Source organism: Rhodoferax sp. GW821-FHT09E07 (genome assembly GCF_059416145.1).
Genome location: NZ_JBWKOP010000003.1, coordinates 346,503 through 358,431, shown reverse-complemented (window position 1 = coordinate 358,431; position 11,929 = coordinate 346,503). Strand labels below are relative to the sequence as shown.

At 61.1% G+C, this 11,929-nt stretch carries 14 protein-coding genes and 1 tRNA gene; 11 read left to right on the top strand and 4 right to left on the bottom strand.

Annotation, left to right across the window (positions count from 1 at the left end; translation table 11 throughout):
- Nucleotides 1–412: 412 nt before the first annotated feature.
- The 3 genes from AC07OE_RS07485 to AC07OE_RS07475 form a co-directional block, all read right to left on the bottom strand.
- Entirely contained in the window at nt 413–862 is a 450-nt protein-coding gene (locus AC07OE_RS07485) for a hypothetical protein (RefSeq protein WP_495069929.1), read from the bottom strand.
- Between the two features lie 65 nt (nt 863–927).
- Complete coding sequence (locus tag AC07OE_RS07480) at nt 928–1,575, bottom strand: ANTAR domain-containing response regulator (RefSeq protein ID WP_495069928.1); 648 nt, start codon at nt 1,573–1,575, stop codon at nt 928–930.
- Nucleotides 1,576–1,582: 7 nt separating this feature from the next.
- Nucleotides 1,583–2,344 carry a GNAT family N-acetyltransferase gene (locus tag AC07OE_RS07475; RefSeq protein WP_495069927.1) on the bottom strand — a complete coding sequence of 254 codons (762 nt, stop codon included), beginning with the start codon at nt 2,342–2,344 and terminating at the stop codon, nt 1,583–1,585.
- Nucleotides 2,345–2,413: 69 nt separating this feature from the next.
- On the opposite strand from AC07OE_RS07475, the gene tsaD reads away from it, so the two are divergent.
- Complete coding sequence (gene tsaD, locus AC07OE_RS07470) at nt 2,414–3,469, top strand: tRNA (adenosine(37)-N6)-threonylcarbamoyltransferase complex transferase subunit TsaD (protein WP_495069926.1); 1,056 nt, start codon at nt 2,414–2,416, stop codon at nt 3,467–3,469.
- A 3-nt stretch (nt 3,470–3,472) separates the two neighbouring features.
- On the opposite strand, the gene AC07OE_RS07465 is transcribed toward tsaD, so the two are convergent.
- Complete coding sequence (locus tag AC07OE_RS07465; protein WP_495069925.1) at nt 3,473–3,862, bottom strand: Hsp20/alpha crystallin family protein; 390 nt, start codon at nt 3,860–3,862, stop codon at nt 3,473–3,475.
- A gap of 94 nt (nt 3,863–3,956) precedes the next feature.
- Between AC07OE_RS07465 and AC07OE_RS07460 the strand changes: the two genes are divergently transcribed.
- The 10 genes from AC07OE_RS07460 (at nt 3,957) to AC07OE_RS07415 (ending at nt 11,929) form a co-directional block, all read left to right on the top strand.
- Nucleotides 3,957–5,270, top strand: a complete 1,314-nt coding sequence (locus AC07OE_RS07460) for a branched-chain amino acid ABC transporter substrate-binding protein (RefSeq protein WP_495069924.1) — start codon at nt 3,957–3,959, stop codon at nt 5,268–5,270.
- 129 nt (nt 5,271–5,399) lie between these two features.
- A complete protein-coding gene (gene rpsO / locus AC07OE_RS07455) occupies nt 5,400–5,666 on the top strand; it encodes a 30S ribosomal protein S15 (RefSeq protein WP_094478006.1) in 267 nt (88 codons plus the stop codon).
- A gap of 220 nt (nt 5,667–5,886) precedes the next feature.
- Nucleotides 5,887–8,004 (top strand): polyribonucleotide nucleotidyltransferase, encoded by a 2,118-nt coding sequence (pnp, locus tag AC07OE_RS07450; RefSeq protein WP_495069923.1) that lies wholly within the window; start codon nt 5,887–5,889, stop codon nt 8,002–8,004.
- A 66-nt stretch (nt 8,005–8,070) separates the two neighbouring features.
- Entirely contained in the window at nt 8,071–9,066 is a 996-nt protein-coding gene (locus tag AC07OE_RS07445; protein ID WP_495069922.1) for an NAD(P)H-quinone oxidoreductase, read from the top strand.
- Nucleotides 9,063–9,806, top strand: coding sequence for a triose-phosphate isomerase (gene tpiA / locus AC07OE_RS07440; protein WP_495069921.1), 744 nt, complete (start codon nt 9,063–9,065; stop codon nt 9,804–9,806). The genes AC07OE_RS07445 and tpiA overlap by 4 nt, the downstream gene beginning before the upstream one ends.
- Nucleotides 9,807–9,840: 34 nt before the next feature.
- Nucleotides 9,841–10,203 carry a preprotein translocase subunit SecG gene (secG, locus tag AC07OE_RS07435; RefSeq protein WP_310344209.1) on the top strand — a complete coding sequence of 121 codons (363 nt, stop codon included), beginning with the start codon at nt 9,841–9,843 and terminating at the stop codon, nt 10,201–10,203.
- A 117-nt stretch (nt 10,204–10,320) separates the two neighbouring features.
- Nucleotides 10,321–10,405, top strand: a tRNA-Leu gene (locus tag AC07OE_RS07430).
- 64 nt (nt 10,406–10,469) lie between these two features.
- Complete coding sequence (locus tag AC07OE_RS07425) at nt 10,470–10,829, top strand: NADH-quinone oxidoreductase subunit A (protein ID WP_310344383.1); 360 nt, start codon at nt 10,470–10,472, stop codon at nt 10,827–10,829.
- Between the two features lie 3 nt (nt 10,830–10,832).
- Nucleotides 10,833–11,312 carry a NuoB/complex I 20 kDa subunit family protein gene (locus tag AC07OE_RS07420; RefSeq protein ID WP_294764659.1) on the top strand — a complete coding sequence of 160 codons (480 nt, stop codon included), beginning with the start codon at nt 10,833–10,835 and terminating at the stop codon, nt 11,310–11,312.
- An 8-nt stretch (nt 11,313–11,320) separates the two neighbouring features.
- Nucleotides 11,321–11,929: an NADH-quinone oxidoreductase subunit C gene (locus AC07OE_RS07415; RefSeq protein WP_495069920.1), complete on the top strand. Its 609-nt coding sequence runs from the start codon at nt 11,321–11,323 to the stop codon at nt 11,927–11,929.

Below are 11,929 nucleotides of genomic sequence, written 5' to 3'. Positions count from 1 at the left end.
AAAACGAAAAACAAAAAAGGCGTCCGCACTGGGTTGACTGCGCAGTGCGCGAGTCAACCCGTGGGGACGCCTTTGTCCTGTTTGCCCTGCGCCCTACCCGCCGTTAGGTGGGGTGCAGTGCATGACCGTTGCCGGTCTCGCAGGGTTTAATGCAATGTCTGTGCCAGGTCGTTTGTGCTGTGACTTGCTATGAATTAAGGAGCTGCTTGCGCAATGAATACGGGGGCTAGGAGCCTATTTATCTCAAGATGGGGCGTGGCGCACCGGTTTTGTGCACTGCACCAAACCGGGAAAATCGGCCTGGGGATTGGCCTTTTCTGGCGCGTGCCGAGTGTTTGCGACGTGGTTTGGGGCGCTGTTTGTCCAAGCGCCAAGGTGGCCGGTGGCACCGCCCGTTGACCGGGGAATGGGCCTAGCCGCGGCTTTGTGCGCGGCGCTCGATGCCTTTGCGTTGCATCAGGATGTGGATCAGCAGTGCGGCGGCGGCCGACGTGGCCATGACCGGGGAGGCTGTGACCACGCGGGCCAGGCCATCCAGCACATGCAGGCTCACCTGCTGCGCGTAGTGCGCCAAGGCTACAACGTCCTGGGGTTCCACGTTTTTCACGTCGTCAGGAAGTACCTGCACGTCGGGCCAGCCACCGCGAAAGCGGATTTTGGCGAAGATGCCGTCGGCCACGGCCACGAGGGACAGAACGCCCAGTGGCTTCATCAGCGTCAGGATGAGATTGCTGCGCACGGAAACCGGCGCAGTTTCGTAGATCTTGCCTACCAGTTGCGACACCATGCGCTCCTGCTCTGCAGCGGGCGCGGCGTCGTACACCTCGGCGGCCAGTTGTTCGATAGGGATTTCGGGTTGCATGGGTACAGCTTAGTTCTGATTTGTGCCAATTGTGTGAACCACACGTAACCAGTTGTTTGCCTCTGTCAGGAGAGCAGGTCGGCCACGTCCAGCATGCGCTGGGCCACTTCCACAATCTTCAGATTCTTGTCCATGGCGGTCTTGCGCAGCTTGGCGTAGGCGGCTTCCTCGCTGAGCTGTTGGCGCTGTATCAGCAGGGCCTTGGCGCGGTCGATGACCTTGCGGTCTTGCAGGGCGGCGGAGAGCTCGTTGAGTTCGGTGCGCGTGGCGGCCAGTTCCTGGCGCAGGGCCTGCTCGTGCTGGAAGCGGGCCATGGCCACGTCCAGAATGGGGCGGATGCGCTCGGTCTGCAGGCCCGCCACGATGTAGGCCGACACACCGGCGGCCACCGCGGCCCGTGCGTTGCCGCTGTCGTTGTCGTTGGTGAACATGACGATGGGGCGGCGTTCGTCGCGCGTGGCCATCACCACGTGCTCCAGCGCGTCGCGCGCGTCGCTCTCGGCGTCCACGATGATCAGGTCGGGCTGCAGTTGCGCCAGGCGCTCGGTCAAGTACACATCGGCGGGCAGTGATGCCACCAGGTTGAATCCGTTTTCCAGCAAACCGATGCGCAGGCTGCGTGAGCGCTCGGCCTGGCTGAACGCGTGTGCATCCTGCGGGTCATCGACCAGCAAGTCTGAGTTGATCACGACGATGCGAAGCGGCTCGGTCATAGGCACATCATGGCACGCAAATTTCGCGCCAGTAGTGGTAGCACCATGCGGTGGCAAAGCCGGCCCGCCGGTAGAGCGACAGTGCCGCTGCGTTTTCTGCTTCCACTTGCAAAAACGTTTGCGTCAGTCCGCGCCGCAGCGCCTCCTGGGCCAGGCAAGCCATCAGTTGCGCAGCCAGCCCCCGGCCACGTGCGTCCTCCACGGTACGCAGACCGTGCAGGCTGGCCCAGCCCTGGCTGTACACCGCGGTGCCTGCGCACAGTGCGCGGCCGTCTTCCAGCAGGCTGGCATACACGCCATGCTGGCCGCGGCTCAAAGCCTGCACGCGGTGCTGGCCATCCACCGGGTCAAAGCCCGGCGCGGTGTACACCGCCGCCCATTGGGCAGTGGGTGTAGACGACAACGTGGCGGTGGTGGCGGTGCTCAGACCTGCCAACGTGGCGGTGGGGGCCACCTGCACCAGTGTGGGCTGTGTCGGCGCAAAGCCCAGCCGCCGCAGTTCATCCTGCACATCGGCCAGGCCCGCGACATCGGCCAGCCGAAACATGGGTTTCAGCCCACGCGCGGTGTAGCGGGTGCAGATGTCGGACAGGGCTGCGGGGCTCAGGCTGTGGTGACGCAGCGGCACAGCGCTTTTGGCGCGCCCGATGGTGGAGGTGTCATACGACAGCAGCCAGCCGTCCAGGGTTTCGCAGTGCGGCGGGGCCACGGCGTCCCGGGTGGCGTATTCCAGCCGGGCAATGGCGTCACCGGTCAAAGGCAGGTCCATGGCGCCATTGTGCCGGGGCGTCGGCGCTGGTCCCATCCTCTAAACTCGGCGGCTCTGAAGGAAACAAGCATGCTGGTGTTGGGAATCGAGTCGTCGTGTGACGAAACAGGCGTGGCCATGGTGGAGTCGCAGGGAAGTGCCGTGCCCACGCTGCTGGCCCACGCGCTGCACAGCCAGATCGAGATGCACCAGGCTTACGGCGGTGTGGTGCCCGAACTCGCCAGTCGCGACCACATCCGCCGCGTGCTGCCGCTGACCGAGCAGGTGCTGCATGACAGTGGCCGCAGCCTGCAGGACGTGGATGTGGTGGCCTACACACGCGGCCCCGGACTGGCAGGTGCCCTGCTGGTGGGCGCGGGCGTGGCCTGCGCACTGGGCGCGGCGCTGGACAAGCCGGTGCTCGGTGTGCACCACCTGGAAGGGCATTTGCTATCCCCGTTCCTCAGCGCAGATCCTCCCGAATTTCCCTTTGTGGCGCTGCTGGTGTCCGGTGGCCACACGCAGCTCATGCGTGTGGACGGCGTGGGCCGCTACGAGCTGCTGGGCGAAACGATTGACGATGCGGCGGGCGAGGCCTTTGACAAGTCCGCCAAGCTCATGGGCCTGGCCTATCCTGGCGGGCCGTTGCTGTCCAAGCTGGCGGAGGAGGGCAATCCCACGGCCTACCAGTTGCCGCGGCCGCTGCTGCACAGCGGCAACCTGGACTTTTCATTCGCCGGCCTGAAGACTGCCGTGTTGGTGCAAAGCCAGCGCATGGTGGCTGCGGGTGCGGTCACCGTATTCGACGCCTTGCCGCTCCAGCAGCAGGCCGATTTGGCCGCATCTACGCAGGCGGCGATTGTGGACGTGCTGCTGAAGAAATCAATGGCGGCCATCAAACAAACAGGCCTGAAGCGCCTGGTGGTGGCCGGTGGCGTGGGCGCCAACCGCAAGCTGCGTGAGCTGCTGAATGCCGAGTGCGCCAAACGCGGCGTGCGCGTGCACTACCCCGAGCTGCACCTGTGCACCGACAACGGCGCCATGATTGCCATGGCCGCGGCGATGCGTCTGCAAAGTGGTTTGCAGACCGCCAGCAAGGCTTACGCTTTTGACGTCAAGCCCCGCTGGCCGCTGCACACGCTGTAGGTCTTACTGGATCGTCAGTTCGGTGGCGGTGTTGACCGGCACCTTCTTGGCCAGCTTGAGCGTCAGCACGCCGTTTTCCAGCTTGGCTTCGCTCAAGGCACTGTCCACATCCTGCGGGAACTCATAGGCGGCGCGGTAGCGGCGGGGCGCATCGTCCTTGCTCTGGATGCGCACCACGGCGCCGTCGATCGAGATGCCTAGCTGTTCCTTGGTGATGCCGGGCATGTCCAATGTCAGCGTGAAGGCAGTTTCATCCTGCGTGTAGGCGGCGCCATTCTGGCGAGCGGAAAACAGCGCGTCTTCCAGAAAACGGTCTACGGAGCGACCTGCATGTGCGTACACCGGACGGCGCACGGCAGACTGGAAAGTGGAAGGTGCAGAGGCAAAAAACATGGTGTGGACTCCTAGTACACTGCGCGGCTCTCACAGCGAGCGCCGCATGTTCCCAAGCTGAGCGCTTTCCCTCTCATTTCAAGAGAAATTCCCCATGTTTATTCTTTACCGCAAGGCCTTGAAATTGGGCGCGACGGCGCTATTTGCCTCCGCTTTCTCGGTGGCCAGCGCCTTGGCCCAAGCCCCCGCCGCACTGAAGATCGCCGTCATCGAAGGCTTTAGTGGTCCCAACGCCAACGGTGGCGAAGCAGCCTTTCGCAATTTCGTCTGGGCCGTAGAGCGCGTCAACGCTCGCGGCGGCATGAAGCTGCCTGCCAACGTGGGTGGCAACCAGGCGCTGCAGCTGGAACGCTTTGACAGCAAGGGCCAGACCGAAGAGGCTTTGTCGGCGCTGCGCTCGGCCATCGACGGCGGCGCGCGCGTCATCCTGCAGGGCAATTCCTCGGGCGTGGCAGCTTCGCTGATTGACGCTATCAACAAGCACAACGAGCGAGACCCCGCACGCCGGGTGCTGTTTCTCAACTATGCGGCCGTGCTGCCCGAGCTGACCAACGAGAAATGCAGCTTCTGGCATTTCCGTTTTGACGCCCACTCCGACATGCGCATGGCCGCGCTCATGGACGTGCTCAAGGACGACAAGGCGCTCAAGAGCGTTTACATCATTGGCCAGGACTACAGCTTCGGCCAGGCTGTGGCGCGTGAAGCCCGGCGCCAGTTGGGCGTGCTGCGCCCCGATGTACAGGTGGTGGGTGACGAGCTGCATCCGCTGGGACGTGTGAAAGACTTTTTGCCTTATGCCAACAAGATCAAGGCCAGCGGCGCGGGCGCTGTCATTACCGGCAACTTTGGCAATGACCTGAGCCTGCTCATCAAGGCGGCCAAGGACGTGGGCTTTGATGGCAAGTTCTACACCTTCTATGGCAACGCCCTGGGCGCTCCCGCCGCGATTGGCGATGCGGGCATTGGCAAGGTGGTGGCGGTGGCCGATTGGCTGCCCAATGTACAGACCGCCGCCAGCGAGGCGTTCTACAAGTCTTTCCGCGTGCGCTACCCCAAGCCCGAGGACGACTACGTGCACATGCGCATGCAACTGCTGGTTGAGGCGCTGGCCCAAAGCGTAGAGGCCGCCGGCAAGCAGGGTGGAGTCGCCGCCGGTGGTGCTATCGATATGGTAGCGGTTGCTGCACAACTGGAGAGGGCTAGTGTCACTTTCAGTGGTCAAACCGGCACCATGCGTGCCGCCGACCACCAGTTCCAGCAGCCGCTGGTGGTGGGACTAATGGAGCGCCAGGGAACGTCGGGCGTCAAATTTGACGTGGAAGGCTCGGGCTACGGATTTCGTGTGGTGAAAACTGTGCCCGCTGCGGCGGCCGAGCAGGCCAGCAGCTGCAAGATGGTGCGTCCCTGACGCGGCCGGGTTATAATCGAGCGGCTTTGCATTCGGCAGGGCGCACGCCAGGCGCAGTTCCAGCCCCTGGCGCAAGTTGTACAAACCGGGATAGCGCGCAGCGCGCCGTCCTAAAAACCAGGAAATTCCATGATTGCATCTAGCATCAAAGCCGCTGTTGTCAAAGACAACGCCCGTCAAGCTGGCGATACCGGCAGCCCCGAAGTCCAAGTGGCTTTGCTGACCGCCCGTATCAACGAACTGACCCCCCACTTCAAGACCCACGCCAAGGACCACCACGGTCGCCGCGGTCTGCTGCGCATGGTTTCCCGTCGCCGCAAGCTGCTGGACTACCTGAAGTCCAAGGACGCGGACCGCTACGTTGCCCTGATCGCCAAGCTGGGTCTGCGCAAGTAAGCGATTCAACGAATGAGAAGCGCCTGAGTTAGGTCACTAGCTCAGGCGTTTTTTACTTCGGAGACGACAAAAACAGAGCGAAGCTGTGTCATTCCAAAGCAATTCCGGCGCCGGCCGGAGTTTTTCTGGAATGGCATCGTGGACTGTGATGTTGGCTCCGGGCTCGGGTGAGGTGGCCAAAACCTCCCAAACATGACCCCTAACTCACAGGAGATAAGACATGAGTATTTTCAACAAAGTTACCAAGACCTTCCAATGGGGCCAACACACGGTCACCATGGAAACCGGCGAAATCGCACGCCAGTCCACCGGCGCTGTGCTGCTGGACATGGACGGTACCGTGGTGCTGGCCACTGTGGTCGCCAAGACTGAAGGCAAGCCCGGTCAAGACTTCTTCCCCCTGACCGTGGACTACCTGGAAAAGTCCTACGCCGCGGGCAAGATCCCCGGTTCCTTCTTCAAGCGCGAAGGCCGCCCCAGCGAATTTGAAACGCTGACCTCCCGCCTGATCGACCGCCCGATCCGCCCCCTGTTCCCCGAAGGCTTCTTCAACGAAGTGCACGTGGTGATCCACACCGTGTCCTTGAACCCTGAAGTCGACGCCGACATCGCCGCCATGATCGCAGTCAGCGCCGCGCTGTCCGTCTCCGGCGTGCCGTTCAACGGCCCCATCGGCGCAGCCCGCGTGGGTTACGTCAACGGTGAATACGTGCTGAACCCCGGACAAACCGCCCGCAAAGACTCCATCATGGATCTGGTTGTTGCCGGTACCGAAGCCGCTGTGCTGATGGTCGAGTCCGAAGCACAACAACTGTCCGAAGAAATCATGCTGGGTGCCGTTGTGTTCGGTCACCAACAAGGCAACATCGCCATCAACGCGATCCACGAACTGGTGCGCGATGCTGGCAAGCCCGTGTGGGACTGGAAGGCTCCTGCGAAGGACGAGGCCCTGATCGCCAAGATCGACGGCCTGGCCAAAGCCAAGCTGGAAGCTGCTTACCAAATCCGCAACAAGCAAGCCCGTACGCAGGCTTGCCGCGCTGCCTACTCCGAAGTTATGGCCGCCCTGAAGGCCGACGGCGCAGCGTTTGACTCCGTCGCAGTCGAAGGCCTGCTGTTCGAAATCGAAGCCAAGATTGTGCGCGGCCAGATTCTGGCGGGCGAGCCCCGTATCGACGGTCGCGACACCCGCACCGTCCGTGCTATTGAAATCCGCAACGGCGTGCTGCCCCGCACCCACGGTTCCGCCCTGTTTACACGCGGCGAAACCCAGGCTCTGGTGATTGCCACCTTGGGTACCGAGCGCGACGCCCAACGTATCGACGCTTTGAGCGGCGACTATGAAGATCGCTTCATGCTGCACTACAACATGCCTCCGTTCGCCACGGGCGAAACCGGTCGCGTGGGCACACCCAAGCGCCGCGAAATCGGCCACGGCCGTCTGGCCAAACGCGCACTGGTTGCCGTATTGCCCACCAAGGAAGAGTTCCCCTACACCATGCGCGTGGTGTCTGAAATCACCGAATCCAATGGTTCGTCTTCCATGGCTTCCGTCTGCGGTGGCTGCCTGTCGCTGATGGACGCTGGTGTGCCTTTGAAAGCCCACGTGGCCGGTATCGCCATGGGCCTGATCAAGGACGACAACCGTTTCGCCGTGTTGACCGACATCCTGGGTGACGAAGACCACCTGGGAGATATGGACTTCAAGGTGGCCGGCACTACCAACGGCATTACCGCGCTGCAAATGGACATCAAGATCCAGGGCATTACCAAGGAAATCATGCAAGTCGCTCTGGCCCAGGCCAAGGAAGCCCGTATGCACATCCTGGGTGAAATGCAGAAAGCCATGGGCGAAGCCAAGACCGAAGTGTCCAGCTTCGCACCCAAGCTGTACTCCATGAAGATCAATCCCGAGAAGATCCGTGACGTGATCGGCAAGGGCGGCGCCGTGATCCGCGCACTGACTGAAGAAACCGGTTGCCAGATCAACATCGAGGAAGACGGCACCATCACCATCGCTGCCACCGACGGAGCCAAGGCTGAAGAAGCCAAGCGCCGTATCGAGCAGATCACGGCCGAAGTCGAAATCGGCAAGGTCTACGAAGGCCCCATCACCAAGATCTTGGACTTCGGTGCCCTGGTCAACCTGTTGCCTGGTAAAGACGGTCTGCTGCACATCAGCCAGATCGCCCACGAGCGCGTCGAGAAGGTCACGGACTACCTGTCCGAAGGCCAGCTCGTCAAGGTCAAGGTCATGGAAACCGACGAAAAGGGCCGCATCAAGCTGTCCATGAAGGCGCTGCTGGACCGTCCCGCCCAAAACGGTGAGCAGGGTTAATTCACCTTGCTATTGAATTGGTAGCTGCTCGCGCAATAAGTGCGGGGGCTACCGGTTGATTTGGCTATGAACGCTGTCGAAATCTCGTCCTTCGGTCCGCCAGACGTTTTGCGTCTGGTGGACCGTCCTGCGCCTGTGGCAGGTGCGGGGGAGGTGTGCATTCGCGTGGCGGCCAGTGGTATTAACCGTCCTGATTTGCTGCAGCGTGCCGGGCACTACCCGGCGCCCGCCGGTGCTTCTGACCTTCCGGGGCTGGAAGTCGCAGGCACCATCGTGGATGGTGATGCGGCAGCCATGCAGGCGGCTGGCTTCAAGTTGGGCGATCGTGTTTGCGCGTTGGTTGCTGGCGGTGGCTATGCAGAGCTCTGCGTGGCGCCTGTGGGCCAATGCCTGCCGGTGCCTGAAGGGTGGACCGATGTTGAAGCGGCGAGCCTGCCCGAGACGCTGTTCACCGTGTGGAGCAATGTGTTCGATCGGGGGCGTCTGCAAGCGGGGGAAACCTTGCTGGTGCAGGGTGGTACCAGTGGCATTGGCGTCACCGCCATCCAGCTGGCCAAGGCCATGGGCGCCACCGTGATTGCGACGGCGGGTAGCGACGAGAAATGTGCGGCGTGTCTTGCACTGGGCGCTGACCATGCCATCAACTACAAAACCCAGGATTTCCAGGCGGAGGCCTTGCGCCTCACGCAGGGGCGTGGTGTGGATGTGGTGCTGGACATGGTGGCGGGTGCCTATGTGGCCAAGGAAGTGCAATGCCTTGCAGACGATGGTCGTTTGGTCATCATCGCAGTGCAGGGTGGTGTGCAGAGCGAGATCAATGCCGGGCTGGTGCTGCGCAAGCGGTTGACCATCACCGGTTCCACCTTGCGTGCGCGGCCTGTGGCATTCAAGGCGGCGATTGCAGCTTCGTGCTTGCGCGTGGTCTGGCCCTTGTTGGTCGCCGGGCGCGTCAAGGCGGTGATCCACAGCGTGTTTGCGCCGGTGGATGCCGCAAAAGCCCATGCGCTGATGGAGAGCAACCAGCACGTTGGCAAAATTGTTTTGAAGTGGGATGCAGCATGAAAAAGAAATTGATTGCGGGCAACTGGAAGATGAACGGCTCCACGGCCGCCAATACTGCGTTGGTCCAGCAATTGTTGGCTGGTGTGGGGCAGGCTGCATGTGACATTGCTGTCTGCGTGCCCGCACCGTACCTGGCAGAAGTGGGTGTCTTGGTCAAAGGCTCTGCGATTGCGGTGGGTGCGCAAGACGTGTCCGCGCACGATGCCGGTGCCTACACGGGTGAAGTGTCTGCCAGCATGCTCCGCGATCTGGCGGTACGCTATGCCATCGTGGGGCACTCGGAGCGTCGCCAGTACCACGGTGAGACCGATGCCGTTGTAGCCAGCAAGGCTCAGAAGACCTTGGCAGCAGGCATCACGCCCATCGTCTGCGTGGGCGAGACCCTGCAGGAACGTGAAGCCGGATTGACTGAAGACGTGGTGAAACGTCAACTGGCGGCTGTCATCCACACCAACGGTCATTGCATCAGCGAGATCGTGGTGGCGTATGAGCCCGTGTGGGCCATTGGTACCGGCAAAACCGCCAGTCCCGAGCAGGCGCAGCAGGTGCATGCGGTGTTGCGTGCGCAGCTGCACGCCGCAACCGAGCATTCGGACCGTGTTCAGATCTTGTACGGCGGCAGCATGAATGCTGCCAATGCGGCGCAGCTGTTGGGTCAGCCAGATATTGACGGTGGATTGGTGGGGGGGGCTTCGCTGAAGGCGCCCGACTTCCTGTCCATCATTGCCGCAGCGGTTTGACGCTGCACAGATTGTTTAAATTGAGGAGTTAGTTATGAACATCGTAGTCACGATTATTTTGACGGTTCAAATGTTGTCGGCCTTGGGCATGATTGGTCTGATTTTGGTGCAGCACGGCAAGGGCGCTGACATGGGCGCCGCGTTTGGCAGTGGCGGTTCGGGTAGCCTGTTCGGCGCCAGCGGCAGTGCCAACTTCCTGTCGCGTACCACGGCGGTACTGGCCACGGTGTTTTTTGTTTGCACTTTGGCGCTGGCGTATTTCGGCAATCTGCGTCCCGCCAGCTCGGGCTCTGTGCTCGAAGGCGCTGCTGTGGTGGCTCCTGCGGCCGCGCCCGCCGCTGCTGAATCTGCGCCCGCTGCACCCGCCTCTGGCGCTGCGCAGATTCCAGCCAAGTAATTGGCCTTTTAAATGCCTTGTCCCTGCCAGTGGCAGGGAAAATTCAGGGTAAACTCTAGTGCTGGTGAATAAGCAAATGCCGCAAGGTTCCTCACGCAAATTCACCAACTGAGAGCCGCCTTCGTGGTGAAATTGGTAGACACGCTATCTTGAGGTGGTAGTGGCGAAAGCTGTGCGAGTTCGAGTCTCGCCGAAGGCACCAGCAAAAAATCAGCGCGTTCAGAGATATCCTCGGATGCGTCAATCACGGTGATCAGAATCTCAAGATGAACCTCGATCAATATCTCCCCGTTCTCCTGTTCATCTTGGTCGGTATTGGTGTCGGTGTAGTGCCCCAGGTGCTGGGCTATATCCTCGGCCCCAACCGCCCCGACCCCGCGAAGAACTCCCCCTACGAGTGTGGCTTCGAGGCATTTGAAGATGCCCGTATGAAGTTCGACGTGCGCTACTACTTGGTAGCCATCCTGTTCATTTTGTTCGACTTGGAAACCGCTTTCCTGTTCCCGTGGGCTGTATCTCTCAAAGAGATCGGATTCTTCGGGTTCTTGATTGGCGCGGAGTTTGTGGCTGTTTTGACCATTGGCTTCGTGTACATGTGGAAAAAAGGCGCCTTGGACTGGGAGTAAGCAATGATTGAAGGTGTTTTGAAAGAGGGTTTTGTCACCACGAGCTATGACTCCGTGGTGAATTGGGCCAAAACTGGCTCTATCTGGCCCATGACTTTCGGTCTGGCCTGCTGCGCCGTGGAAATGATGCATGCTGCAGCAGCGCGCTATGACCTGAGTCGCTTCGGCTCTGAAGTCTTTCGCGCCAGTCCCCGGCAGTCCGACCTGATGATTGTGGCCGGTACCTTGTGCAACAAGATGGCGCCCGCCTTGCGCAAGGTATACGACCAGATGTCCGAGCCGCGTTGGGTGATCAGCATGGGATCGTGTGCCAATGGTGGTGGGTACTACCACTACAGCTACTCGGTAGTGCGCGGCTGCGACCGCATTGTGCCGGTTGATGTCTATGTGCCGGGCTGCCCGCCTACGGCCGAGGCGCTGGTCTACGGCATTTTGCAATTGCAGCAAAAGATCCGCCGCACCGAAACCATTGCGCGCGCCTGAGGAGCACCATGACCGTTTATTCCGTTCGTCCTGAAACGATTCAGGCCGCTGTTCAGGCAGCGTTGGGTGACAAGGCCAAACACATTTCTATTGCGCTGGACGAAGTTCAGGTCGTGGTGTCTGCGGCCGATTACCACGCCGCCGCGCTGGCATTGCGTGACGCCCCCGGCTGCAAGTTTGAGCAATTGATGGACCTCTGTGGCGTGGACTACTCCGAGTACAAGGACGGTGCTTACGATGGCCCGCGCTACGCCGTTGTGAGTCACCTGCTCTCCGTGAGCCTGAACCAACGTGTGCGCTTGAAAGTGTTTGCGTCCGATGACGATATGCCCGCAGTGGCGTCGGTCACCGACATCTGGAACTCTGCCAACTGGTTTGAGCGCGAAGCGTTTGACCTGTTTGGTATTGTTTTTGAAGGCCATAACGACCTGCGCCGCATTCTGACCGATTACGGTTTTATTGGTCACCCGTTCCGCAAAGACTTTCCCACCACCGGACATGTGGAGATGCGCTTCGACGCCGAACAGGCACGTGTGGTGTACCAGCCCGTCACGATTGAGACGCGTGAGATCACACCGCGCATCATCCGGGAAGACAATTACGGAGGCCTGCAATAA

Bases quoted from the DNA above. Each gene is read 5' to 3' on its own strand.
- tsaD (WP_495069926.1), top strand. From the start codon at position 2,414: ATGCTGGTGTTGGGAATCGAGTCGTCGTGTGACGAAACAGGCGTGGCC.
- AC07OE_RS07465 (WP_495069925.1), bottom strand. From the start codon at position 3,862: ATGTTTTTTGCCTCTGCACCTTCCACTTTCCAGTCTGCCGTGCGCCGT.
- AC07OE_RS07425 (WP_310344383.1), top strand. From the start codon at position 10,470: ATGAACCTCGATCAATATCTCCCCGTTCTCCTGTTCATCTTGGTCGGT.
- pnp (WP_495069923.1), top strand. From the start codon at position 5,887: ATGAGTATTTTCAACAAAGTTACCAAGACCTTCCAATGGGGCCAACAC.
- secG (WP_310344209.1), top strand. From the start codon at position 9,841: ATGAACATCGTAGTCACGATTATTTTGACGGTTCAAATGTTGTCGGCC.
- AC07OE_RS07480 (WP_495069928.1), bottom strand. From the start codon at position 1,575: ATGACCGAGCCGCTTCGCATCGTCGTGATCAACTCAGACTTGCTGGTC.
- AC07OE_RS07475 (WP_495069927.1), bottom strand. From the start codon at position 2,344: ATGGACCTGCCTTTGACCGGTGACGCCATTGCCCGGCTGGAATACGCC.
- rpsO (WP_094478006.1), top strand. From the start codon at position 5,400: ATGATTGCATCTAGCATCAAAGCCGCTGTTGTCAAAGACAACGCCCGT.
- AC07OE_RS07445 (WP_495069922.1), top strand. From the start codon at position 8,071: ATGAACGCTGTCGAAATCTCGTCCTTCGGTCCGCCAGACGTTTTGCGT.
- tpiA (WP_495069921.1), top strand. From the start codon at position 9,063: ATGAAAAAGAAATTGATTGCGGGCAACTGGAAGATGAACGGCTCCACG.
- AC07OE_RS07420 (WP_294764659.1), top strand. From the start codon at position 10,833: ATGATTGAAGGTGTTTTGAAAGAGGGTTTTGTCACCACGAGCTATGAC.
- AC07OE_RS07415 (WP_495069920.1), top strand. From the start codon at position 11,321: ATGACCGTTTATTCCGTTCGTCCTGAAACGATTCAGGCCGCTGTTCAG.
- AC07OE_RS07460 (WP_495069924.1), top strand. From the start codon at position 3,957: ATGTTTATTCTTTACCGCAAGGCCTTGAAATTGGGCGCGACGGCGCTA.
- AC07OE_RS07485 (WP_495069929.1), bottom strand. From the start codon at position 862: ATGCAACCCGAAATCCCTATCGAACAACTGGCCGCCGAGGTGTACGAC.